The sequence below is a fragment of the Marixanthomonas sp. SCSIO 43207 genome, assembly GCF_019904255.1.
GTDB lineage: Bacteria > Bacteroidota > Bacteroidia > Flavobacteriales > Flavobacteriaceae > Marixanthomonas.
The window spans coordinates 1,772,727-1,798,826 of sequence record NZ_CP063203.1 but is presented as its reverse complement, the minus strand read 5'-3'; the positions used below and the strand labels follow the sequence as shown (position 1 = coordinate 1,798,826).

General features: G+C 37.8%; 12 protein-coding genes and 3 tRNA genes. 1 reads left to right on the top strand and 14 read right to left on the bottom strand.

The features are described 5' to 3' along the window. Nucleotide 1: 1 nt before the first annotated feature. Nucleotides 2-10,594 carry a CARDB domain-containing protein gene (locus INR76_RS08445; RefSeq protein ID WP_223107468.1) on the bottom strand — a complete coding sequence of 3,531 codons (10,593 nt, stop codon included), beginning with the start codon at nt 10,592-10,594 and terminating at the stop codon, nt 2-4. Nucleotides 10,595-11,077: 483 nt separating this feature from the next. Here INR76_RS08445 and INR76_RS08440 point away from each other — a divergent pair, with 483 nt between their 5' ends. Further along, nucleotides 11,078-12,664, top strand: a complete 1,587-nt coding sequence (locus INR76_RS08440) for a peptide chain release factor 3 (protein WP_223107467.1) — start codon at nt 11,078-11,080, stop codon at nt 12,662-12,664. Nucleotides 12,665-12,692: 28 nt separating this feature from the next. On the opposite strand, the gene INR76_RS08435 is transcribed toward INR76_RS08440, so the two are convergent. The 13 genes from INR76_RS08435 to INR76_RS08375 form a co-directional block, all read right to left on the bottom strand. Further along, entirely contained in the window at nt 12,693-13,010 is a 318-nt protein-coding gene (locus INR76_RS08435) for a DUF3467 domain-containing protein (RefSeq protein WP_223107466.1), read from the bottom strand. A gap of 132 nt (nt 13,011-13,142) precedes the next feature. Continuing rightward, complete coding sequence (rpoC, locus tag INR76_RS08430; RefSeq protein WP_223107465.1) at nt 13,143-17,441, bottom strand: DNA-directed RNA polymerase subunit beta'; 4,299 nt, start codon at nt 17,439-17,441, stop codon at nt 13,143-13,145. 94 nt (nt 17,442-17,535) lie between these two features. Then, a complete protein-coding gene (gene rpoB / locus INR76_RS08425) occupies nt 17,536-21,348 on the bottom strand; it encodes a DNA-directed RNA polymerase subunit beta (protein ID WP_223107464.1) in 3,813 nt (1,270 codons plus the stop codon). 137 nt (nt 21,349-21,485) lie between these two features. Beyond that, nucleotides 21,486-21,863 (bottom strand): 50S ribosomal protein L7/L12, encoded by a 378-nt coding sequence (rplL, locus tag INR76_RS08420; RefSeq protein WP_223107463.1) that lies wholly within the window; start codon nt 21,861-21,863, stop codon nt 21,486-21,488. 57 nt (nt 21,864-21,920) lie between these two features. Beyond that, nucleotides 21,921-22,442, bottom strand: a complete 522-nt coding sequence (gene rplJ, locus INR76_RS08415) for a 50S ribosomal protein L10 (RefSeq protein ID WP_223107462.1) — start codon at nt 22,440-22,442, stop codon at nt 21,921-21,923. 12 nt (nt 22,443-22,454) lie between these two features. Further along, entirely contained in the window at nt 22,455-23,150 is a 696-nt protein-coding gene (rplA, locus tag INR76_RS08410; protein WP_223107461.1) for a 50S ribosomal protein L1, read from the bottom strand. A gap of 21 nt (nt 23,151-23,171) precedes the next feature. Then, nucleotides 23,172-23,609: a 50S ribosomal protein L11 gene (gene rplK, locus INR76_RS08405; RefSeq protein WP_223107460.1), complete on the bottom strand. Its 438-nt coding sequence runs from the start codon at nt 23,607-23,609 to the stop codon at nt 23,172-23,174. 72 nt (nt 23,610-23,681) lie between these two features. Then, a complete protein-coding gene (nusG, locus tag INR76_RS08400) occupies nt 23,682-24,236 on the bottom strand; it encodes a transcription termination/antitermination protein NusG (RefSeq protein WP_223107459.1) in 555 nt (184 codons plus the stop codon). 2 nt (nt 24,237-24,238) lie between these two features. Then, nucleotides 24,239-24,427, bottom strand: coding sequence for a preprotein translocase subunit SecE (gene secE / locus INR76_RS08395; RefSeq protein WP_223107458.1), 189 nt, complete (start codon nt 24,425-24,427; stop codon nt 24,239-24,241). A 25-nt stretch (nt 24,428-24,452) separates the two neighbouring features. Next, nucleotides 24,453-24,525, bottom strand: a tRNA-Trp gene (locus tag INR76_RS08390). Nucleotides 24,526-24,626: 101 nt separating this feature from the next. Beyond that, entirely contained in the window at nt 24,627-25,814 is a 1,188-nt protein-coding gene (gene tuf, locus INR76_RS08385; RefSeq protein ID WP_223107457.1) for an elongation factor Tu, read from the bottom strand. A gap of 56 nt (nt 25,815-25,870) precedes the next feature. Further along, nucleotides 25,871-25,942, bottom strand: a tRNA-Thr gene (locus tag INR76_RS08380). A 68-nt stretch (nt 25,943-26,010) separates the two neighbouring features. Next, a tRNA-Gly gene (locus tag INR76_RS08375) sits at nt 26,011-26,083 on the bottom strand. Nucleotides 26,084-26,100: the final 17 nt, after the last annotated feature.

Genomic DNA, 26,100 nt, shown 5'->3' with positions numbered 1-26,100 from the left:
TCTATCTATTTATATATAAGTATCCTGAATAACTTGCTTTCCCTGGATTGTCTGACTGGAAGCTAAGAATATAGAAGTAAGTACCGGTTGGCAATTCTTCGTTTGCACGTATTGTTGCTCTACCATTAGACTCTCCGGTAAATACATTCTCTTGACCGTTTGAACCTCCATATCCGTTTGTTTCCCATACTAGAACACCCCATCTGTTGTAAATTTTAACATTGTTGTCTGGGTAATCTTGTATTCCAGCAATCACAAAGTAATCATTTAAGTTATCTCCGTTAGGCGTTATACCATTGAATATTTCAAAGTCTCCTTCTGGATCTACGTTTCCAATTACAACTACTGTAGGATCATCTGGTTCTCCATCACCGTTGTTATCAACATCTTCATCATTGTTTGGATCATCAGACTCATCAGTTACTAATACTCCGTCTTCATCTTCTCCATTTACAATTGCTTGATTAATTACTTGACCGGCATCTATATCTGCCTGAGTAATTGCATAGGTTGCTGTAAATGTAGTATCATCTGTAATACCTGGAGCTAATTCTTCAATAGGTCCTCCTTGAACTTCAATACCTGGTAATGGATCTTCAATCGTTATGTTGTATAATGTTGTACTTCCTGTGTTTGTTACACTGAAAACATAACTTATTGTTTCTCCTACTTGAGGTATTCCATCTCCATTTTCATCGTTGAATGCACCTGACTTTTCTAATGACATTGATGAAGTCTGACAAAGTTCTGTTATTGTTGGATTATCATCATCAATTGTTTCACCAGATTGGTCACTTACTGTATTTCCTTCAGGTGTAGTACCTTCAGCGGTTGCTTGATTGGTAACTTGACCTGCATCTATATCTGCTTGCGTGATAGTGTACACCGCCGTAAAAGTTGTGTCATCTGTTTCACCAGCAATAAGATCTATTGGATCTCCAGTTACTGTTACAAGTGGATCTGTTACAATTACATTTGTTAAATCAACTGTTCCTGTATTGGTTACAATAAAGTCATATACAATAGTTTCTCCAACTTGAGTACACCCATCTCCATTTTCATCAGAGAAGGTTCCTATCTTCACAAGAGCGATTGATCCTTCTTGACAAAGAATAGTAATTGTTGGGTCATCATTGCTTATAGACGTTCCTGAATCATCACTTACAATTGTTCCGTCTGGCGCAGTACCTTCAGCAGTTGCTTGATTTACTACCTCTCCATTGTTTATATCTGCTTGAGTAATGGCGTAAGTTCCTGTATACACCCAAGTTTCAGTTACATCTAATTGACCATTACCATTATCATCTCCTGAAGGACCATCAATTGTTGCTATCAATGGATCTGTTACTTCTATGTTTGATAAACTTACGTTGCCTTGATTAGTTACTGTAAATGTGTAACTAATTGTTTCATCTACATTACTACAACCATCTCCGTCTTCATCATTATAAATTCCTTCTTTAACGATAGCGATTGCTGGATTTTGACAAAGCGTAGTCACTGTTGGATCATCATCGCTTATTGTAGCTCCAGACTCATCTGTAACAATTTGACCTGATGGAGCTTCTCCTTTAGCAATAGCTTGGTTAATTACTTCTCCATTGTCAATATCATCTTGAGTAATGGCATAGTTTGCTGAATATATCCAAACTTCGGAAACATCTAGTTTTCCATCTCCGTCAGTATCACCGCTATCTGGACCTGCAATCTCACCTCCTAATAAAGCATCAGAAACTGAAACAAAGTCTAAGGATACATTTCCTTGATTAGTTACTGTAAATGTGTAGCTTATTGTTTCGTCTACATTACTACAACCGTCTCCGTCTTCGTCATTTAAGATTCCTTCTTTAACAATCGCAATTGCAGGACTCTGACATAACGTTGTAGTAGTAGCATCATCTGTAGTAACTGTACTTCCTGATTCGTCAGTAACAACAGTACTATCTGGAGCAGTACCTTCAACAAAAGCTTGATTTACTACTTGACCTTTATCGATATCATCTTGAGTAATGGCATACACTCCTGTATATTCCCAAGTCTCTGTTACATCTAACTCACCATCTCCATCGGTATCACCGGTTGGTCCAGAAATACTCGCTAATAATGGATCGGTTACTTCTATGTTTGATAAACTTACGTTGCCTTCGTTGGTTACTGTAAACGTGTAGTTAATCTCTTCACCTGGTTGTGAACAATCTCCTCCGTCATCATAACTGCTCTCTTTTACAATTGCAATTGCTGGACTCTGACATAACGTTGTGGTTGTGATTTCATCAGTACTTATTGTACTTCCTGAATCGTCTCCTACTACTGTGTCATCTGGTGCTGTTCCTTCTACCATCGCTTGGTTATCTACTTGACCGTTGTCAATATCATCTTGAGTAATGGCATACACTCCTGTATACTCCCAAGTCTCTGTTACATCTAACTCACCATCTCCATCGGTATCACCGGTTGGTCCAGAAATACTCGCTAATAATGGATCTGTTACTTCTATGTTTGATAAACTTACGTTGCCTTCGTTGGTTACTGTAAACGTGTAGTTGATCTCTTCACCTGGTTGTGAACAATCTCCTCCATCATCATAACTGCTCTCTTTTACAATTGCAATTGCTGGACTCTGACATAACGTTGTGGTTGTGATTTCATCAGTACTTATTGTACTTCCTGAATCGTCAGTAACAACAGTACTATCTGGAGCAGTACCTTCAACAAAAGCTTGATTTACTACTTGACCGTTGTCAATATCATCTTGAGTGATAGCATACACTCCTGTATACTCCCAAGTCTCTGTTACATCTAACTCACCATCTCCATCGGTATCACCGGTTGGTCCAGAAATACTCGCTAATAATGGATCTGTTACTTCTATGTTTGATAAACTTACGTTGCCTTCGTTGGTTACTGTAAACGTGTAGTTGATCTCTTCACCTGGTTGTGAACAATCTCCTCCATCATCATAACTGCTCTCTTTTACAATTGCAATTGCTGGACTCTGACATAACATTGTGGTTGTGATTTCATCAGTACTTATTGTACTTCCTGAATCGTCTCCTACTACTGTGTCATCTGGTGCTGTTCCTTCTACCATAGCTTGGTTATCTACTTGACCGTTGTCAATATCATCTTGAGTGATAGCATACACTCCTGTATACTCCCAAGTCTCTGTTACATCTAACTCACCATCTCCATCGGTATCACCGGTTGGTCCAGAAATACTCGCTAATAATGGATCTGTTACTTCTATGTTTGATAAACTTACGTTGCCTTCGTTGGTTACTGTAAACGTGTAGTTGATCTCTTCACCTGGTTGTGAACAATCTCCTCCATCATCATAACTCTCTTTTACAATTGCAATTGCTGGACTCTGACATAACATTGTGGTTGTGATTTCATCAGTACTTATTGTACTTCCTGAATCGTCTCCTACTACTGTGTCATCTGGTGCTGTTCCTTCTACCATAGCTTGGTTATCTACTTGACCGTTGTCAATATCTTCTTGAGTGATAGCATACACTCCTGTATACTCCCAAGTCTCTGTTACATCTAACTCACCATCTCCATCGGTATCACCGGTTGGTCCAGAAATACTCGCTAATAATGGATCTGTTACTTCTATGTTTGATAAACTTACGTTGCCTTCGTTGGTTACTGTAAACGTGTAGTTGATCTCTTCACCTGGTTGTGAACAATCTCCTCCATCATCATAACTGCTCTCTTTTACAATTGCAATTGCTGGACTCTGACATAACATTGTGGTTGTGATTTCATCAGTACTTATTGTACTTCCTGAATCGTCTCCTACTACTGTGTCATCTGGTGCTGTTCCTTCTACCATAGCTTGGTTATCTACTTGACCGTTGTCAATATCATCTTGAGTGATAGCATACACTCCTGTATACTCCCAAGTCTCTGTTACATCTAACTCACCATCTCCATCGGTATCACCGGTTGGTCCAGAAATACTCGCTAATAATGGATCTGTTACTTCTATGTTTGATAAACTTACGTTGCCTTCGTTGGTTACTGTAAACGTGTAGTTGATCTCTTCACCTGGTTGTGAACAATCTCCTCCATCATCATAACTGCTCTCTTTTACAATTGCAATTGCTGGACTCTGACATAACATTGTGGTTGTGATTTCATCAGTACTTATTGTACTTCCTGAATCGTCTCCTACTACTGTGTCATCTGGTGCTGTTCCTTCTACCATAGCTTGGTTATCTACTTGACCGTTGTCAATATCATCTTGAGTGATAGCATACACTCCTGTATACTCCCAAGTCTCTGTTACATCTAACTCACCATCTCCATCGGTATCACCGGTTGGTCCAGAAATACTCGCTAATAATGGATCGGTTACTTCTATGTTTGATAAACTTACGTTGCCTTCGTTGGTTACCGTAAACGTGTAGTTAATCTCTTCACCTGGTTGTGAACAATCTCCTCCATCATCATAACTGCTCTCTTTTACAATTGCAATTGCTGGACTCTGACATAACATTGTGGTTGTGATTTCATCAGTACTTATTGTACTTCCTGAATCGTCTCCTACTACTGTGTCATCTGGTGCTGTTCCTTCTACCATAGCTTGGTTATCTACTTGACCGTTGTCAATATCTTCTTGAGTGATAGCATACACTCCTGTATACTCCCAAGTCTCTGTTACATCTAACTCACCATCTCCATCGGTATCACCGGTTGGTCCAGAAATACTCGCTAATAATGGATCGGTTACTTCTATGTTTGATAAACTTACGTTGCCTTCGTTGGTTACTGTAAACGTGTAGTTGATCTCTTCACCTGGTTGTGAACAATCTCCTCCATCATCATAACTGCTCTCTTTTACAATTGCAATTGCTGGACTCTGACATAACATTGTGGTTGTGATTTCATCAGTACTTATTGTACTTCCTGAATCGTCTCCTACTACTGTGTCATCTGGTGCTGTTCCTTCTACCATAGCTTGGTTATCTACTTGACCGTTGTCAATATCTTCTTGAGTGATAGCATACACTCCTGTATACTCCCAAGTCTCTGTTACATCTAACTCACCATCTCCATCGGTATCACCGGTTGGTCCAGAAATACTCGCTAATAATGGATCTGTTACTTCTATGTTTGATAAACTTACGTTGCCTTCGTTGGTTACTGTAAACGTGTAGTTGATCTCTTCACCTGGTTGTGAACAATCTCCTCCATCATCATAACTGCTCTCTTTTACAATTGCAATTGCTGGACTCTGACATAACATTGTGGTTGTGATTTCATCAGTACTTATTGTACTTCCTGAATCGTCTCCTACTACTGTGTCATCTGGTGCTGTTCCTTCTACCATAGCTTGGTTATCTACTTGACCGTTGTCAATATCTTCTTGAGTGATAGCATACACTCCTGTATACTCCCAAGTCTCTGTTACATCTAACTCACCATCTCCATCGGTATCACCGGTTGGTCCAGAAATACTCGCTAATAATGGATCTGTTACTTCTATGTTTGATAAACTTACGTTGCCTTCGTTGGTTACTGTAAACGTGTAGTTGATCTCTTCACCTGGTTGTGAACAATCTCCTCCATCATCATAACTGCTCTCTTTTACAATTGCAATTGCTGGACTCTGACATAACATTGTGGTTGTGATTTCATCAGTACTTATTGTACTTCCTGAATCGTCTCCTACTACTGTGTCATCTGGTGCTGTTCCTTCTACCATAGCTTGGTTATCTACTTGACCGTTGTCAATATCTTCTTGAGTGATAGCATACACTCCTGTATACTCCCAAGTCTCTGTTACATCTAACTCACCATCTCCATCGGTATCACCGGTTGGTCCAGAAATACTCGCTAATAATGGATCGGTTACTACTATGTTTGATAAACTTACGTTGCCTTCGTTGGTTACCGTAAACGTGTAGTTAATCTCTTCACCTGGTTGTGAACAATCTCCTCCGTCATCATAACTGCTCTCTTTTACAATCGCAATAATTGCGTCTTGACATAGCGGTACTACCGTATCGCCGTTTTCTGTATAACTCGTGTCGTCTGACTCATCGGTTACATCATCACCGATTGGTGGCGTTCCTGTGGCTAACGCTCGGTTGGTAAATGATCCTGCATCTATATCAGCTTGGGTTAATTCATAACTCGCTGTGAAGGTAGTGGTGTCTTCTGCTCCCGGTGCTAAACTAGCAATAGGTACACCGCTCATCGTTACACCGCCTACTAAATCGGTTACCATCACATTGGTTAATGTTACATCTCCTGTGTTCTTTACTTTGAAGCTATAGGTGATCGTTTCCCCTACTTCTCCTCCGTAACAACCCGTGTTCGGATCAATCTGTATATCTGATTCCTTAATCAATGCTATCGATGCATTCTGACATAGCGGTACTACCGTATCGCCGTTTTCTGTATAACTCGTGTCGTCTGACTCATCGGTTACATCATCACCGATTGGTGGCGTTCCTGTGGCTAACGCTCGGTTGGTAAATGATCCTGCATCTATATCAGCTTGGGTTAATTCATAACTCGCTGTGAAGGTAGTGGTGTCTTCTGCTCCCGGTGCTAAACTAGCAATAGGTACACCGCTCATCGTTACACCGCCTACTAAATCGGTTACCATCACATTGGTTAATGTTACATCTCCTGTGTTCTTTACTTTGAAGCTATAGGTGATCGTCTCCCCTACTTCTCCTCCGTAACAACCCGTGTTCGGATCAATCTGTATATCTGATTCCTTAATCAATGCTATCGATGCATTCTGACATAGCGGTACTACCGTATCGCCGTTTTCTGTATAACTCGTGTCGTCTGACTCATCGGTTACATCATCACCGATTGGTGGCGTTCCTATGGCTAACGCTCGGTTGGTAAATGATCCTGCATCTATATCAGCTTGGGTTAATTCATAACTCGCTGTGAAGGTAGTGGTGTCTTCTGCTCCCGGTGCTAAACTAGCAATAGGTACACCGCTCATCGTTACACCGCCTACTAAATCGGTTACCATCACATTGGTTAATGTTACATCTCCTGTGTTCTTTACTTTGAAGCTATAGGTGATCGTCTCCCCTACTTCTCCTCCGTAACAACCCGTGTTCGGATCAATCTGTATATCTGATTCCTTAATCAATGCTATCGATGCATTCTGACATAGCGGTACTACCGTATCGCCGTTTTCTGTATAACTCGTGTCGTCTGACTCATCGGTTACATCATCACCGATTGGTGGCGTTCCTGTGGCTAACGCTCGGTTGGTAAATGATCCTGCATCTATATCAGCTTGGGTTAATTCATAACTCGCTGTGAAGGTAGTGGTGTCTTCTGCTCCCGGTGCTAAACTAGCAATAGGTACACCGCTCATCGTTACACCGCCTACTAAATCGGTTACCATCACATTGGTTAATGTTACATCTCCTGTGTTCTTTACTTTGAAGCTATAGGTGATCGTCTCCCCTACTTCTCCTCCGTAACAACCCGTGTTCGGATCAATCTGTATATCTGATTCCTTAATCAATGCTATCGATGCATTCTGACATAGCGGTACTACCGTATCGCCGTTTTCTGTATAACTCGTGTCGTCTGACTCATCGGTTACATCATCACCGATTGGTGGCGTTCCTGTGGCTAACGCTCGGTTGGTAAATGATCCTGCATCTATATCAGCTTGGGTTAATTCATAACTCGCTGTGAAGGTAGTGGTGTCTTCTGCTCCCGGTGCTAAACTAGCAATAGGTACACCGCTCATCGTTACACCGCCTACTAAATCGGTTACCATCACATTGGTTAATGTTACATCTCCTGTGTTCTTTACTTTGAAGCTATAGGTGATCGTCTCCCCTACTTCTCCTTCGTAACAACCCGTGTTCGGATCAATCTGTATATCTGATTCCTTAATCAATGCTATCGATGCGTCTTGACAAATAGGAATTGTAATAGTGTTACTAGTATCATTTACTGAACCTAATCCGGTTTCTCCATTTACACTTGCTGTATTTTCTACTTGACCAGCATCAATATCATCTTGATCTACTGTATAAGTTGCTTCAAACATCCATACTTCACCAACATTTAATATATTATCATTATTTATATCTCCAGAAGCCAATGTAATTGAAACTACAGGATTTGGAGCTTGGAATAATGGATCGATAACTTCTACATTCGTGATATCAACATCGCCTTCATTTGTTACTTCAAATTTATAATCAATGGTATCATCAACATTAAGGTCAAGACAATTTTGAGATTCACTAGTACTTGATTTTACAATAGATATTTCAGCATCTTGACAAAGTGTTACAGTTACTGAATCTGTATCTGTTACATTGTAAGAAGCTGATGAACCAGTAACTGTACCATCGACAGTTGCAGTATTTTCAACTTGACCATCAATAATATTTTGTTGAGTTACCTCATAACTTGCTTCATAAGTCCACTCTTCTCCTACGTCTAAAATTCCGTTATTATTTGTGTCACCACCGTTTGGACCTGGTACTGGGTTTACAGTATCTATTAATGGATCGTTTACTTCAATGTCATTTATTGCAACGTCTCCTAGGTTTGTAACCTTAAAAGTGTAGGTTATCATTTCACCTGGAGCGATAGTGTTACAATTTTGAGTATTATTAGGACTTGCTGTTTTCTCAATTGAAATAGAACAGTTATAAATAGTTAAAGTAACTGCTGTTCTATCTGAACTAGAACAAGATCCTGTATTACTTATCGCTTCAGCATAATAGGTAACCGTTCCTACCGAATTAAGAATAGGATTGTTAACTACTGAGTTACCGGTAGCATCTGTATACCAAACAATACTAGTACCAGGTGCTGCTGAAATTGCATCATTTGCATCAAGTGTTTGTGTAATTTCTTCTTTACATTCTGCAATATCACCGTTACTTATCGGTGCCTCTGGAGATTCATTGATTACAATGTCTGCTGTATCACTATTTGTACAATTGTTTCCGTCTGTGTAGGTATAAGTCACTGTAATAGTTCCACTCAATCCAGAAGGATCAAAGCTTGCCGTACCATCTCCATTATCTACAACATTGGTTCCGGTCCATTCACCGTTTGAGTTTGTTGGTACTCCTGTTAAAACAATTTCATTTCCATTATCACATAATGGATTATATTCATTGGCCTCAACATCAATTTGATCGGGTTGAGTTATCACAATAGTTTTATCAATGGTACATATACCGTCATCTACAGTTACTTTATAAGTTCCTGCAGTTAATCCCGTTTGATCTTCTGCTGTAGGGTTTAAGCCACTACCATCATTAGTTGTCCAAGCATATGTATAAGACGAAGATCCTCCAGTTACAGTTATATCGATTTCTCCATCATTACCTTCAAAACAAGTAACATCTTTCTTAGTATTTGTGATAGCTATATCAGAATTAGTTAATGTAAGTTTTCGCGAAGGCGAAGTACATCCTAAATCTGGATTATAATAATAAGCATACCACTCACCAGGAGTTGTTACTGTAGGATTACTAGGAAGAGGGTTACTTAAATCTGCATTAGCACTCCATCTCAATTCAGCACCAGTAGGTGTTGTAGACGTAACAAAACTATTCAGCTGAACCTGAGTAGGTTCGCAATACGTTTTTGCAGTAACAGAAAGTTCTGGAGAGTTTGCATAACCTTCAACAGACAGTCTTAAACCGTCTACTAAAACTACAGATTCTCCCGGGTTTCCGGTTTTATAAAACACCTCTACAGAATTTGCTGAAGGTCCCGTTCTAAAAGTTATACATCTGTTTTCCCAATATGGGTTTATTTCAGTCCATCCTCCAGGGTTTTGGTTTGGTCCCGTAGTAGAGAAAGATAATCTAGATGGAAAATCACTTGTAGGATGTTGAATAAGGTCATCATCTGTATAAGTAAGTGGATCGCTAACCACAACAGCTCCGTTTCTAACACCAAATTGTAAATTTGGTCTATACTCCAAAATTTGCCCACCATTATTATTATTATTTACTGTAGCATAACGAGGTATAACAGCTATTTCAAAACATACCGTATATACAGTATTTGGTATAACAGATAATGTTTGCTCTATAGATTCATTTCTAAACGAAAATATAGCAAAACCGCCTCCATCATAAGTTGAAGGCTCAATTATACCTGGATAAACTGAGTTTGAATTTGTTGTTGAATATGAAATATATTGTCCTTCAGACCAATCTACTGTACCGTTATCATCCCAACACGTATATCTTGCATCTGCTTGATATTGACCATTTGTTCCACCAATAGCAGTACGAAAAGTTCCTCCGCTTACATCCCCTTTTTCAAAAGAACCACACGTAATCAAGTTACAACCACCTACATTTCTAGATTCTGAATGGTTATGCAACGCTTGTGCTTTAGATTTAGAACGAAACAAGGTATTATGCTTAGCAGCCTTTTTGTCTAATTCTGCATTGTATTGATCCAAATACTCTTGAGTATAAGGTAATACTACTTCTCCCTCATCTGTAGAGGTTTTCACCTGAGCAAATCCTTGACTACCCAAGCAAACTATTAAAATGAGACCTATTAAAAACCTCTTATCAGAAGTAAATAATTTAGTAATTATTTTATACATAAGCTTGAATTTTATTAGTATTCATAATTTTATCATTAACTATAACTTAAATCTTCATTAAAATAACTTCTAGCAAAAGAACATCATCCTTTCAACTCTATAGGTTACATTATTAATTTGATTTGGATAAAACGAAATTCAGTAGAGGAATATCTAAAATTATTGGTATATAAATGAACCATCACAATAGATTACTTAATCGCTTTCTGAGTGCTAAGATACGTAGGAAAAAATGTTAAAGTCTTACTAAAAAGCAACTATTAGCCTAAATGTTGAATATTCTCGGTGAACTACAATATTTTTTACTTTTTAACCCTTTTTTTTGTAGGAAACATATATACGTATAACTACGTAGAATATCGGTTTTCACTAGGATGAGAGCGTTTTATTTTGTGGGAATTTTTGTTTTTAAAACTCTTTAAAACACCCTAAAAAACTACTTTAAAAACACGTATCTTTGCCATCAAATTTAGAAATCAATCCATGTCAATTAAACGGGAAATAGAACGCAGAAGAACCTTTGGAATTATCTCTCACCCAGATGCAGGTAAAACCACTTTAACCGAAAAATTATTACTCTTTGGAGGTGCAATTCAAGAAGCTGGAGCCGTAAAAAGTAATAAAATTAAAAAGGGAGCCACAAGTGACTTTATGGAGATTGAAAGGCAACGTGGTATATCAGTTGCTACATCTGTATTAGCGTTTGAATATGAAGGAATTAAAATTAATATTCTAGACACTCCCGGTCACAAAGACTTTGCAGAAGACACGTTTAGAACACTTACAGCAGTAGATAGTGTTATTGTTGTAATAGACGTAGCAAAAGGTGTTGAAGCTCAAACCGAAAAACTTGTTGAAGTTTGTAGAATGCGTAACATACCCATGATTGTTTTTATTAATAAAATGGATCGTGAAGGTAAAGACGCATTTGAATTATTAGACGAAATTGAGCAAAAATTAAACCTACGCGTTACCCCATTGAGTTTTCCAATTGGAATGGGATATGATTTTAAAGGAATCTATAATATCTGGGAAAAAAATGTAAACCTTTTTAGTGGCAGTAGCCGAAAAAACATTGAAGAAACTATTGAAATTGAGGATTTAAGCAATCCACAACTCGATGAATTAATAGGAAGCGAATCTGCTGAAACACTTAGAGAAGAACTAGAACTTGTTGATATTTACCCTACATTTAATCGAGAAGAATATCTTAATGGAGAACTACAACCCGTTTTCTTTGGTTCCGCCTTAAATAATTTTGGGGTACGCGAGTTATTAGATTGTTTTGTAGAAATTGCCCCAAAACCAAGACCAAAAGAAAGTGATACTCGCTTAGTAAAACCAGATGAAAAAGATTTTACAGGTTTTGTGTTTAAAATACACGCAAATATGGACCCTAAGCATCGTGACCGTCTTGCATTTGTAAAAATTGTATCTGGTACCTTTGAACGCAACACTCCATATTTACACGTGAGAAATGGAAAAAAACTTAAATTTTCTAGCCCCAATGCATTTTTTGCAGAAAAAAAACAAATTGTAGACATTTCTTATCCAGGTGATATTGTAGGCCTTCACGATACAGGTAATTTTAAAATTGGTGACACCCTTACAGAAGGTGAAGAAATGCAATATAAAGGTATTCCCAGCTTTTCTCCAGAACATTTTAAGTACATCAATAATGCAGACCCTATGAAAAGCAAGCAACTAGAAAAAGGGATTGATCAATTGATGGATGAAGGGGTTGCACAACTATTCACCTTAGAATTAAACGGAAGAAAAGTAATAGGAACTGTAGGTGCTCTTCAATTTGAAGTAATTCAATATCGATTGGAGCACGAATATGGAGCTTCTTGTCGCTATGAGAACCTTAACGTACATAAAGCATGTTGGGTTGAACCAAAAGATCCTAAAAGCGAAGAATTTAAAGAATTTAAGCGTGTAAAAGCAAAGTTTTTGGCAAAAGACAAAAGAAACCAATTGGTGTTCTTTGCAGATTCTGCCTTTACTTTACAAATGACACAAACAAAATACCCTAACATAAAATTGCATTTTGTAAGCGAATTTAAGTAGGGTACTTTAATACTTATAATCTGTTCAATTAAGCCTCACCAGTAGGGCCAAAATTTAAAGGCATAGTAGGTTGTTCTTGTTCTTCTACTTCACCGTGCGCTTTCTCAAATCGTTGAATGTTATCATTTAACGCTCTCAAAAGTCTTTTTGCATGTTGAGGCGTTAATATTATTCTAGACTTTACTTTACTTTTAGGCACACCCGGCATAATACTAACAAAATCTACTATAAATTCAGATTGGGAGTGATTGATTATAGCCAAGTTGCTGTAAATACCTTGCGCTGTACTCTCATCTAGTTCTATATTTATTTGTCCTTGCTTTTGCTTTTTTTTATCGTCTGACATAGGTTTAAATCTCTTATTAATGTTTGTAGCTTTACTTAACAAAGCCACATAAATGATTATTGATAACTAAATATAAAAGAAAAATCCCGTTTGAACGGGATTTTTCTTTACTTATGTATATAATACAACGTATTAGTTGTAATTCACTTCTTGTTTTTCGCGAGTCATTTCTTCAAGCTCCTCTTTGCTTCCTACGATTATAGAATCGTATTCACGCATTCCGGTACCTGCTGGTATTTTATGACCTACAATAACATTCTCTTTCAATCCTTCAAGAGTATCAACTTTACCGCTTACAGCAGCTTCGTTTAATACTTTTGTAGTTTCCTGGAAGGAAGCCGCAGAGATAAAAGATTTAGTTTGTAGCGATGCTCTTGTAATACCTTGCAATATAGGAGTTGCAGTTGCATTAATTGCATCTCTAGCTTCAACTAGTGCTTTATCATTACGTTTCAAGATTGAGTTTTCATCACGTAACTCACGTGGTGTTACAATCTGTCCTTCTTTTAAAGTATCACTATCTCCAGCGTTTTCAACTACTTTCATTCCGAAGATTTTATCGTTTTCTTCAATAAAATCATCTTTATGAGCTAATTGATTTTCTAAGAATGTAGTGTCACCACTATCAACAATACGTACTTTACGCATCATTTGACGTACTACTACCTCAAAGTGCTTATCGTTAATTTTTACACCTTGTAGACGGTATACTTCTTGAACTTCATTTACTAAGTACTGCTGTACTGCTGAAGGTCCTTCAATACGTAAAATATCTTCAGGAGTAATAGATCCATCTGAAAGTGGCATACCGGCACGTACATAATCATTTTCTTGTACAAGAATTTGATTAGATAACTTTACCAAGTACTTTTTGATTTCGCCTAGCTTAGACTCAACGATAATCTCACGGTTACCACGTTTAATTTTTCCGAAAGAAACAACACCATCAATCTCACTTACTACAGCAGGATTTGAAGGATTACGTGCTTCAAATAACTCGGTCACACGTGGAAGACCACCGGTAATATCACCAGCTTTTGATGATTTACGAGGTATTTTTACAAGTACTTTACCAATTTTAATCTTTTCACCGTCATCTACCATTAAGTGTGCACCTACTGGTAAATTGTATGAACGGATTACTTCGTCTTTTTTGCCTAAGATTTGAAGTGTTGGTATTTTCTTTTTATTTCTAGATTCTGAAATTACCTTTTCTTGGAATCCTGTTTGCTCATCAATTTCAACTTGGTAGGTAACACCTTGCTCGATATTCTCATACTTAATCTTACCTGCAAACTCTGAAATAATTACACCGTTATATGGATCCCACTGACAAACTACATCTCCTTCTTTCAGCTTATCACCATCTTTTACATAAAGTGTAGAACCGTAAGGAATGTTGTTGTTACTTAAAGTAATACCTGTTTTTGGATCAATCAATTTAATTTCTGAAGTACGTGAAATTACAATATCAACCTCATTTCCTTCAGCATCTTCACCTTTTACAGTTTTAAGGTCTTCAATTTCAGCTTTACCGTCGTATTTAACAACAAGTTTATTTTCTTCTGAAATGTTACCTGCAATACCACCCACGTGGAAGGTACGAAGCGTTAACTGTGTACCAGGCTCACCAATTGACTGAGCGGCTACAACACCTACAGCCTCTCCTCGTTGAACCATCTTGTTGGTTGCAAGGTTACGACCATAACATTGTGAACATATTCCTTTTTTAGCTTCACACGTTAATGGAGAACGCACTTCTACAGTTTCTACAGCAGAGTCACCAATAATTTTGGCTTTCTCTTCTGAAATGTGTTCACCGGCAACGGCCAACACTTCTTTAGTAAGTGGGTTTATAACATCGTTTAATGCTATACGACCAATAATTCTAGCCTCTAACGTTTCAACTATTTCTTCATTTTTCTTCAATGCTGAAACTTCTATACCTCTTAATGTACCACAATCTACTTCATTAATAATAACGTCTTGTGAAACATCTACTAGACGACGGGTTAAGTAACCTGCATCGGCTGTTTTAAGTGCGGTATCGGCAAGACCTTTACGCGCACCGTGAGTAGAGATAAAGTATTCAAGAATTGAAAGTCCTTCTTTAAAGTTTGAAAGAATTGGGTTTTCAATAATCTCACCACCGCCAGAGTTAGATTTTTTAGGCTTTGCCATCAATCCACGCATACCGGTTAACTGTCTAATTTGCTCTTTACTACCACGTGCTCCAGAGTCAAGCATCATATACACAGAGTTAAATCCTTGCTGGTCTTCCCGAATACGTTTCATAGAAAGTTCGGTCAACTCAGCATTGGTTGCTGTCCATATATCAATAACCTGGTTGTAACGCTCGTTATTGGTAATAAGTCCCATATTGTAGTTTCCTACAATACCGTCTACTTGTTTGTTTGCATCTTCAATCATAGATAGTTTTTCTTCAGGAATAATAATATCTCCTAAACTGAAAGACAATCCTCCTTCAAATGCAAATTTGTATCCTAATGTTTTAATTTCATCAAGGAAAGCTGCTGTTCTTGGTACACTAGTTACTTTAAGAATTCTACCAATAATATCACGTAGTGATTTCTTGGTTAATACTTCATTAATGTAACCTGCTTCTTCTGGCACCTCTTGATTAAATATCACTCTACCTAAAGTAGTCTCGATAATTTGATATACCAGTTCTCCGTTTTCGTTAAAGTCTTTTGCTTTTATTTTTATTTCAGCGTTAAGATCTACTCGTTTTTCATTGTAAGCGATAACTGCTTCTTCTGCTGAGTAGAATGTTAACCCTTCTCCTTTAACTTTTACATCATCTGTAGATTTTCTTGGCTTGGTCATATAATAAAGACCTAATACCATATCCTGAGATGGTACTGCTACCGGACTTCCGTTAGCTGGATTTAAGATATTGTGCGAAGCCAACATTAATAATTGAGCTTCCAGAATTGCTTCTGGTCCCAATGGAAGGTGAACGGCCATCTGGTCACCATCAAAGTCGGCGTTAAATGCCGTACATACTAATGGGTGTAATTGGATTGCTTTACCTTCAATTAATTTAGGTTGGAATGCTTGAATACCTAGACGGTGTAACGTAGGAGCACGGTTTAATAATACCGGATGTCCTTTAAGTACGTTTTCAAGTATATCCCAAACTACAGGTTCTTTTTTATCTATAATTTTCTTAGCAGATTTAACTGTTTTTACAATACCTCTTTCAATTAATTTTCTAATTACAAAAGGCTTGTAAAGTTCGGCAGCCATATCTTTTGGAATACCACATTCAAATAGTTTTAATTCTGGTCCTACAACAATTACCGAACGTGCCGAGTAATCTACACGTTTACCAAGTAAATTTTGACGGAAACGTCCTTGTTTACCTTTCAATGAATCTGAAAGTGATTTTAGTGGACGGTTACTATCTGTTTTTACTGCTGATGATTTACGTGTGTTATCAAATAATGAATCAACAGACTCTTGAAGCATACGTTTTTCATTACGTAAAATTACTTCTGGAGCTTTAATTTCCATTAATCGCTTAAGACGATTGTTTCTTATAATAACACGACGGTATAAATCATTTAAATCTGAAGTTGCAAAACGACCCCCATCAAGTGGTACTAAAGGACGTAATTCTGGTGGTATAATTGGCACCACCTTCATAATCATCCATTCGGGTTTATTTTCCCGGTTTTTATTAGCCTCACGTAATGCTTCAACAACTTGAAGACGTTTTAATGCTTCGGTTTTACGTTGTTTTGAGGTTTCGTTATTTGCTTTGTGTCTTAATTCAAAAGAAAGTGCATCAAGGTCGATACGCTGTAACAATTCAATTAAACACTCAGCTCCCATTTTTGCAATAAATTTATTTGGATCGCTGTCTTCTAAATATTGGTTTTCTACCGGAATTGCTTCAAGAGCATTTAAATATTCTTCTTCGGTTAAGAAGTCCATTTTTTGAAGCGGCTCTCCTTCTTCATTTTTAGCGATACCAGGTTGGATAACAACATATCTTTCATAATATATAATCATATCCAACTTCTTAGATGGCAATCCAAGAAGGTATCCTATTTTATTTGGTAAACTACGGAAATACCAAATGTGAGCTACGGGAACTACTAAGTTAATGTGCCCTACGCGATCACGACGTACTTTCTTTTCAGTTACCTCTACACCACAACGGTCACATACAATACCTTTGTAGCGAATTCGTTTATATTTACCACAGGCACATTCATAATCCTTTACAGGACCAAAAATACGCTCACAGAAAAGGCCGTCACGCTCCGGCTTGTGCGTACGGTAGTTAATCGTTTCCGGTTTTAAAACTTCTCCACGAGATTCTGCCAAAATCGATTCAGGAGAGGCTAAACCAATAGAAATTTTATTGAATTTCTGAACTGTGTTTTCTTTATTTCTTGCCATAATGCTGTGTACTAATCTTGTTATGTTTGAAATGGGACGATTTTTTGCGTCCCTGCAAAAGAGTTTGAAACCCCCACATTTGTGGGGGAGTTTATTACTCTTCTAATCTAATGTCAAGTCCTAATCCTTTTAATTCGTGCATTAACACGTTAAATGATTCTGGGAGACCTGGTTCTGGCATGGTTTCACCTTTTACGATACTTTCGTATGTTTTGGCTCTACCAATAACATCATCAGATTTTACTGTCAATATCTCACGTAATGTACTTGATGCTCCATAAGCTTCAAGTGCCCAAACTTCCATCTCACCAAAACGCTGACCACCAAATTGTGCTTTACCACCTAATGGCTGTTGTGTAATTAATGAGTATGGTCCAATAGAACGTGCGTGCATCTTATCATCTACCATGTGACCTAGTTTCAGCATATAGATTACACCTACTGTTGCAGGTTGATCAAAACGCTGTCCGGTTCCTCCGTCATATAAGTGCGTGTGTCCATATCTTGGTATTCCGGCTTCATCGGTCAGTTCATTAATTTGGTCTATAGTAGCACCGTCAAAAATTGGAGTTGCAAATTTGCGTCCTAACTTTTGTCCAGCCCAACCTAGTACTGTTTCATAAATTTGACCAATATTCATACGTGATGGTACCCCAAGTGGGTTCAACACGATATCTACAGGGCTTCCGTCTTCTAGGAATGGCATATCTTCTTCACGAACAATACGCGCCACAATACCTTTGTTACCGTGACGTCCTGCCATCTTATCACCAACTTTAAGTTTACGTTTTTTAGCAATGTAAACTTTAGCTAGTTTTAAAATTCCTGATGGTAATTCATCTCCAACAGAAATGGTAAACTTCTCACGACGTAAGCTACCTTGTAAATCGTTTTCTTTTATTTTATAGTTATGCATTAGGTCTGCAACCATAGCATTTGTTTCATCATCGGTAGTCCAAGTTCCGCCAGTTAAATGTGTATAATCATCTACAGCGTTTAACATTTTAAGCGTATACTTTTTACCTTTTGGGAAAACTGTTTCACCTAGGTCGTTTGTTACTCCTTGAGCTGTTTTTCCACCTACAATAGCAAATAGTTTGTCAACTAATACATCTTTTAATGCATCAAATTTGGCGTCATAAGAGATTTCAAGAGCAGAAATATCTTCTTTATCTTTTGCTCTTTTACGTTTATCTTTAATAGCACGTGCAAAAAGCTTTTTATCAATTACAACTCCTCGTAATGATGGAGATGCCTTTAAAGAGGCATCTTTTACATCACCTGCTTTGTCACCAAATATTGCACGAAGTAGTTTTTCTTCAGGAGTTGGATCGCTTTCTCCTTTTGGAGTAATCTTACCAATTAATATATCTCCTGGCTTTACTTCGGCTCCTACACGTATCATTCCATTTTCGTCAAGGTCTTTTGTTGCCTCTTCTGAAACATTAGGAATATCATGTGTTAATTCTTCATTACCTAATTTGGTATCACGTACTTCAAGTGAATATTCATCAATATGAATAGAGGTGAATATATCTTCACGAACCACACGTTCAGAAATCACAATTGCATCCTCAAAGTTATACCCTTTCCAAGGCATAAAGGCAACTTTCATGTTTCTACCTAGTGCTAGTTCACCCTTTTCAGTTGCGTAACCTTGACAAAGTACTTGTCCTTTTTTAACACGGTCTCCTTTACTTACGATAGGTTTAAGGTTAATAGAGGTACTTTGGTTTGTTTTTCTAAACTTAACAAGTTGATATGTTTTTGAGTCACTATCAAAACTTACCATACGTTCTTCATCGGTACGGTCATATTTAATAGTAATTTCATTTGCATCTACATATTCTACTTCACCATCTCCTTCAGCATTAATCAACACACGCGAATCTGAAGCTACTTGACGCTCTAAGCCAGTTCCCACAATTGGAGAATCTGCTCTCAATAAAGGTACAGCCTGGCGCATCATATTACTTCCCATCAGCGCACGGTTTGCATCATCGTGCTCCAAGAATGGAATTAATGATGCAGAAATAGATGCTATCTGGTTAGGAGCAACGTCTGCATAATTTACTGTGTTTGGTTCAACTACCGGGAAGTCACCTTCCATACGAGCAATTACCCTATCGGTGTCTATTTTTCCGTCTTCTTTAAGCGGAATGTTTGCTTGCGCAATTAACTTTTCTTCCTCTTCTTCAGCAGAAAGATACATTGGTTCACTCTTCAGGTCAATTTTACCGTCTTCAACTTTTCTGTAAGGAGTTTCGATAAAACCTAAATTGTTCACTTTTGCATAAACCGAAAGTGATGAAATCAAACCAATGTTTGGTCCTTCAGGTGTTTCAATAGGACATAATCTTCCGTAGTGAGTATAGTGAACGTCACGTACCTCAAAACCTGCTCTTTCACGCGAAAGACCTCCAGGTCCTAATGCAGAAAGACGACGTTTGTGTGTAATCTCTGCTAATGGATTGGTTTGATCCATAAACTGAGATAGCTGGTTTGTACCAAAGAATGAATTAATTACTGAAGAAAGTGTCTTAGCATTAATCAAATCGATTGGAGTAAACACTTCGTTATCACGAACATTCATACGTTCACGAATGGTACGTGCCATACGAGCTAAACCAACACCAAACTGAGATGACAACTGCTCTCCTACTGTACGTACACGACGGTTAGAAAGGTGATCAATATCATCAATCTCTGCTTTTGAGTTGATTAACTCGATTAAGTATTTTACAATGGTAATGATATCTTCTTTGGTAAGCACTTGCTTTTCCATGTCAATATCAAGACCTAGTTTTTTGTTCATTCTATAACGACCTACTTCACCAAGGTTGTATCTCTGATCTGAGAAGAACAACTTGTTGATGATACCTCGAGCGGTTTCTTCATCTGGCGGTTCAGCGTTACGTAATTGTCTATAGATGTGCTCTACCGCTTCTTTTTCTGAATTGGTAGGGTCTTTTTGTAATGTATTGTGGATAATCGCATAATCTCCTTGTTGATTATCCTCTTTGTGTAACAGAATAGTTTTTGTACCAGAATCTAATATCTCTTCAATATGTTCTTTTTCAAGTTCAGTATCACGGTCTAGAACAATTTCATTACGTTCAATAGATACAACTTCTCCGGTATCTTCGTCCACAAAATCTTCGTGCCACGTTTTAAGAACACGAGCTGCTAGTTTTCTACCTAGGTATTTTTTAAGACCTGTTTTGGTTGCTTTAATTTCCTCGGCAAGGTCAAAGATTTCAAGAATATCTTTATCTCTTTCAAAGCCTATTGCACGGAAAAGCGTTGTAACAGGTAATTTTTTCTTTCTATCAATATAAGCGTACATCACGCTGTTGATATCGGTAGCAAATTCAATCCAAGAACCTTTAAAAGGAATTACTCGAGCTGAGTATAATTTGGTTCCATTGGCGTGAAATGACTGTCCAAAGAAAACACCTGGCGAACGGTGTAATTGTGAAACTACGATACGTTCTGCACCGTTGATACAGAAGGTACCACTTGGGGTCATATAAGGAATTACCCCTAAATATACATCCTGTACGATAGTTTCAAAATCTTCGTGCTCAGGATCTGTACAATATAATTTTAAACGTGCCTTTAAGGGAACGCTATAGGTAAGTCCACGTTCTATACATTCTTGAATGGAATATCTAGGTGGATCTACAAAATAATCTAAAAACTCTAATACAAATTGATTGCGGGTATCGGTAATTGGAAAGTTTTCCATGAAGGTGTTATAAAGACCTTCGTTACCCCTTTCTTCTGATTTTGTTTCTAACTGGAAAAAATCCTGGAAGGATTTAATCTGAATATCCAGAAAGTCTGGATAATCTGGCTTGTTCTGTACAGAAGAAAAATTCAATCTTTCAGTTTGCGTTGCTGACATCTATGGACGGAATTTTAATTAAAAAAACTACTATTGCATATACTCAAAAAATCCTTAACCTTTATATACGCAAAATGGTTTAGGCCTATTCCGGTGTTCCGGAAGGCCTAAACCGTAAGGTTTGAAACTTAGTGAGCTTATTTAAGCTCAACCTCTGCTCCAGCTTCTTCTAACTGAGCTTTTACTGCTTCAGCTTCGTCTTTTGCTACACCTTCTTTAATTGGAGAAGGAGCGTTGTCTACTAATTCTTTAGCGTCTTTAAGACCAGCACCTGTTAATTCTTTAACTAGTTTTACAACTGCTAATTTAGAACCTCCTGGAGCTTTAAGAATTACGTCAAATTCAGTTTGCTCGTCAGCTTCATCGCCTCCGGCAGCACCAGCACCACCAGCAACAGCTACAGCTGCAGCAGCAGGCTCGATACCATATTCTTCTTTTAATATTTCAGCTAACTCATTAACTTCTTTTACAGTTAAGTTAACTAATTGTTCTGCGAAATCTTTTAAATCTGCCATTTTCTATCGTTTTAAAATAATTGTATTAATATGTATAATTTAATTAGTGCTAAATTTTTATCCTTCTTTTTCAGAAAGGGTTTTAACAATACCCGCGATTGTGCTTCCACCAGATTTAAGAGCTGAAATAACATTCTTAGCAGGAGATTGAAGTAATCCAATGATATCTCCAATAACTTCTTCCTTAGATTTAATTTCAACCAATTTATCTAGTTGCTCATCGCCTACATAGATTGCTTCTTCAATAAATGCTCCTTTAAGTAATGGTTTATCAGATTTTTTTCTGAATTCTTTAATTACTTTGGCAGGTGCGTTTCCTGTTTCAGAAACCATCAACGAGGTATTTCCTTTAAGTACTCCGGTTAATTTACCAAAGTCTTTATCTGAACTTTCCATAGCTTTGGAAAGTAACGTGTTCTTTACTACATTCAAGCTTACACCTGCTTTAAAACAAGCACGACGTAATTTTGTAGTAGATCCTGCATCAAGCCCCGAGATATCAGCTAAATAGATAATAGTATTCTCAGATAACTGTGCAGTCAAACTTTCAATTACTTGTGATTTTTCTTCTCTTGTCATAAGTTCTCAATTTTACTGCTCAGTGAAACGCTTGGTGTCAATCTCTACACTAGGACTCATAGTACTAGACATATGAATACTTTGAATGTAAACACCTTTTGCAGCCTGAGGCTTCAGTTTAACGAGTGTTGTTAATAATTCTCTTGCGTTTCCTGCAATTTTTTCAGCATCAAAAGACGCTTTTCCTATTGCTGCGTGTACGATACCGGTTTTGTCAACTTTAAAGTCAATTTTACCAGCTTTTACATCAGAAACTGCTTTAGCAACATCCATTGTTACTGTACCTGTTTTTGGGTTAGGCATTAATCCACGTGGTCCTAATACTCGACCTAATGGTCCTAATTTACCCATAACACTTGGCATAGTTACAATAACGTCAACATCTGTCCAACCTCCTTTAATTTTTTCGAGGTACTCATCTAGTCCAACATAATCTGCTCCAGCTTCTTTAGCTTCAGCTTCCTTATCTGGAGTTACCAAAGCCAACACCTTAACATCTTTACCTGTACCGTGAGGTAGGGTTACAACGCCACGAACCATTTGATTCGCTTTACGTGGGTCTACGTTAAGACGTACCGCTAGGTCTACAGAAGCATCGAAATTTACGTTGGTAATTTCTTTTATTAAAGCAGAAGCTTCTGCTACAGTGTAAGACTTGTCTTCAACCTTAAGCTTTGCTTCTTTTTGCTTTTTTGTTAATCTTGCCATTTTATAGATTCTTTTTCTTGATTAAAAAGGAGCAGCTCCTTTTACTTTCACTCCCATTGATCGTGCAGTACCTGCTACCATTTTCATGGCAGACTCAACGGTAAATGCATTCAAATCGGGCATTTTGTCTTCTGCAATAGCTCGAACTTGATCCCATGAAATAGATGCTACTTTTCTTGCGTGTGGCTCTCCAGATCCTTTTTTGATCTTTGCAGCTTCAAGAATTTGTACAGCAGCGGGTGGGGTTTTAATAACAAAATCGAAAGATTTGTCTTTGTAAACCGTAATCGCAACTGGTAACACTTTTCCTTGTTTGTCTTGAGTTCTAGCATTAAACTGCTTACAGAACTCCATAATGTTCACACCGGCAGCACCTAAAGCTGGTCCTACTGGAGGCGACGGGTTAGCGGCACCACCTCGAACTTGCAACTTTACTACTTTGTCTACTTCTTTTGCCATTGTTTTAATTTTACTTCGATTTTTTCTTATGTGGAAGCTAAAGAAAAAACCTATTTATATAGCGTGTAACAATTAAATTTTCTCTACTTGCATGTAGCTTAATTCTAATGGTGTTTTTCTTCCAAAAATCTTTACCATTACTTCAAGCTTACGTTTTTCTTCATTTATTTTCTCAACAGTCCCGTTAAAACCATTAAAAGGACCGTCTATTACTTTTACAGTCTCTCCTACTACGTAAGGTATGTTTACACTTTCATCTTCAACTGCTAATTCATCAACCTTACCTAACATTCTGTTTACTTCAGACTGCCTAAGCGGAACAGGGTCACCTCCTTTGGTTTCACCCAAAAAGCCAATTACTCCATTAATCGACTTGATTATATGTGGAATTTCTCCAGCTAAGCTTGCCTGTATCATGATGTAACCTGGAAAAAAAACACGTTCTTTGTTTACTTTCTTTCCGTTACGTATTTGAATAACCTTTTCAGTAGGAACGAGCACTTGTTCAATATAATCTTCAAGATTTAAACGCGTAATCTCTGTTTCGATATACGATTTAATCTTATTTTCTTGTCCACTTACTGAACGGACAACGTACCACTTTTTTGCACTTTTAGTTTCAGTCATATTTACGACTTAATCCATTCAAAATAAAACTCTATAACTCTACTAAACACCTTATCAACACCAAAGGTTAATAAAGCCAGTACTACTGAAAATACTGCTACAATAACCATTAGTTTTTGAGCCTCAGCCCAAGTAGGCCAAGTTACGTGGTTTTTAAGTTCACTATAGGATTCTTTTATATAATTCACCATTTTCAATTGGTTTTTACCTATTTAGCACGGGCGGTAAGGATCGAACTCACGACCTTTGGTTTTGGAGACCACTGCTCTACCAGCTGAGCTACGCCCGTTTATATGGAAAGCTAAATCATTATGACCAAGCTTATCCTTTTATAAAAGTCAAGGCATCCCGTGGTACGGGACACCTTTTGACTTTATGTATCTAATATAATTAGTCTAATATTTCAGTTACCTGACCTGCACCTACAGTTCTACCACCTTCACGGATAGCGAAACGTAGTCCAACGTTCATTGCAATTGCCTGAATAAGATCTACAGTAATTGTAAGGTTATCACCTGGCATTACCATTTCTACTCCGTCAGGAAGGTTGATTGTTCCTGTAACATCAGTAGTACGTACGTAGAACTGTGGACGGTAGTTGTTATGGAATGGAGTGTGACGTCCACCTTCTTCTTTTTTCAAGATATAAACCTCTGCTTTAAACTTAGCATGAGGAGTTACAGAACCTGGCTTACAGATTACCATACCTCTTGAAATTTGAGATTTTTCAATACCTCTTAATAAGATACCTACGTTATCTCCAGCTTCACCTCTATCAAGAATCTTACGGAACATTTCAACTCCAGTAATTGTAGAAGTTAATTTTTCAGCACCCATACCAATGATATCTACAGCGTCTCCAGTGTTTGCTACACCAGTTTCAATACGTCCAGTTGCAACAGTACCACGACCTGTAATTGAGAATACATCTTCAATTGGCATTAAGAAATCTTTATCAACATCACGTTGTGGCAATTCAATCCAAGTATCTACTGCTTCCATTAATTCTAAAACAGTATCAGACCATTTTTGCTCACCATTTAAAGCTCCAAGAGCAGAACCAGAGATAACAGGACCATTGTCACCGTCATACTCGTAGAAAGAAAGCAAGTCTCTGATTTCCATCTCAACTAACTCTAGTAATTCTTCATCATCTACTAAGTCTACCTTGTTCATAAACACAACGATACGTGGAATACCTACCTGACGTCCTAAAAGGATGTGCTCACGAGTTTGTGGCATAGGACCGTCTGTAGCAGCAACCACAAGAATAGCACCGTCCATCTGAGCAGCACCAGTTACCATGTTCTTCACATAATCCGCGTGACCTGGACAGTCAACGTGTGCATAGTGACGGTTAGCTGTTTGATACTCTACGTGAGAAGAGTTAATTGTAATACCTCTTTCTTTTTCTTCAGGTGCATTGTCAATTTGATCAAAAGCACTTGCTTCAGAATAACCAGCATCAGCCATTACTTTTGTAATAGCTGCAGTTAATGTTGTTTTACCGTGATCTACGTGTCCAATTGTACCTATGTTTAAGTGAGGCTTCGACCGATCGTATGTTTCTTTTGCCATGTTGTATTAAATTTAATCTTAGTTATATATTTAGTGTTCAATTTTAAACAAAGTTGAGCCAATGATGGGAATTGAACCCATGACCTCTTCCTTACCAAGGAAACGCTCTACCCCTGAGCTACACCGGCGTAAAGAGTTGAATCTTCTTGCCGGAACATCACCCATGCAAGAGATTCCTGCCTTCGCAGGAATTTTGAGCGGGAGACCGGGTTCGAACCGGCGACATTCAGCTTGGAAGGCTGACGCTCTACCAACTGAGCTACTCCCGCTTAATTTTTTATTTTGA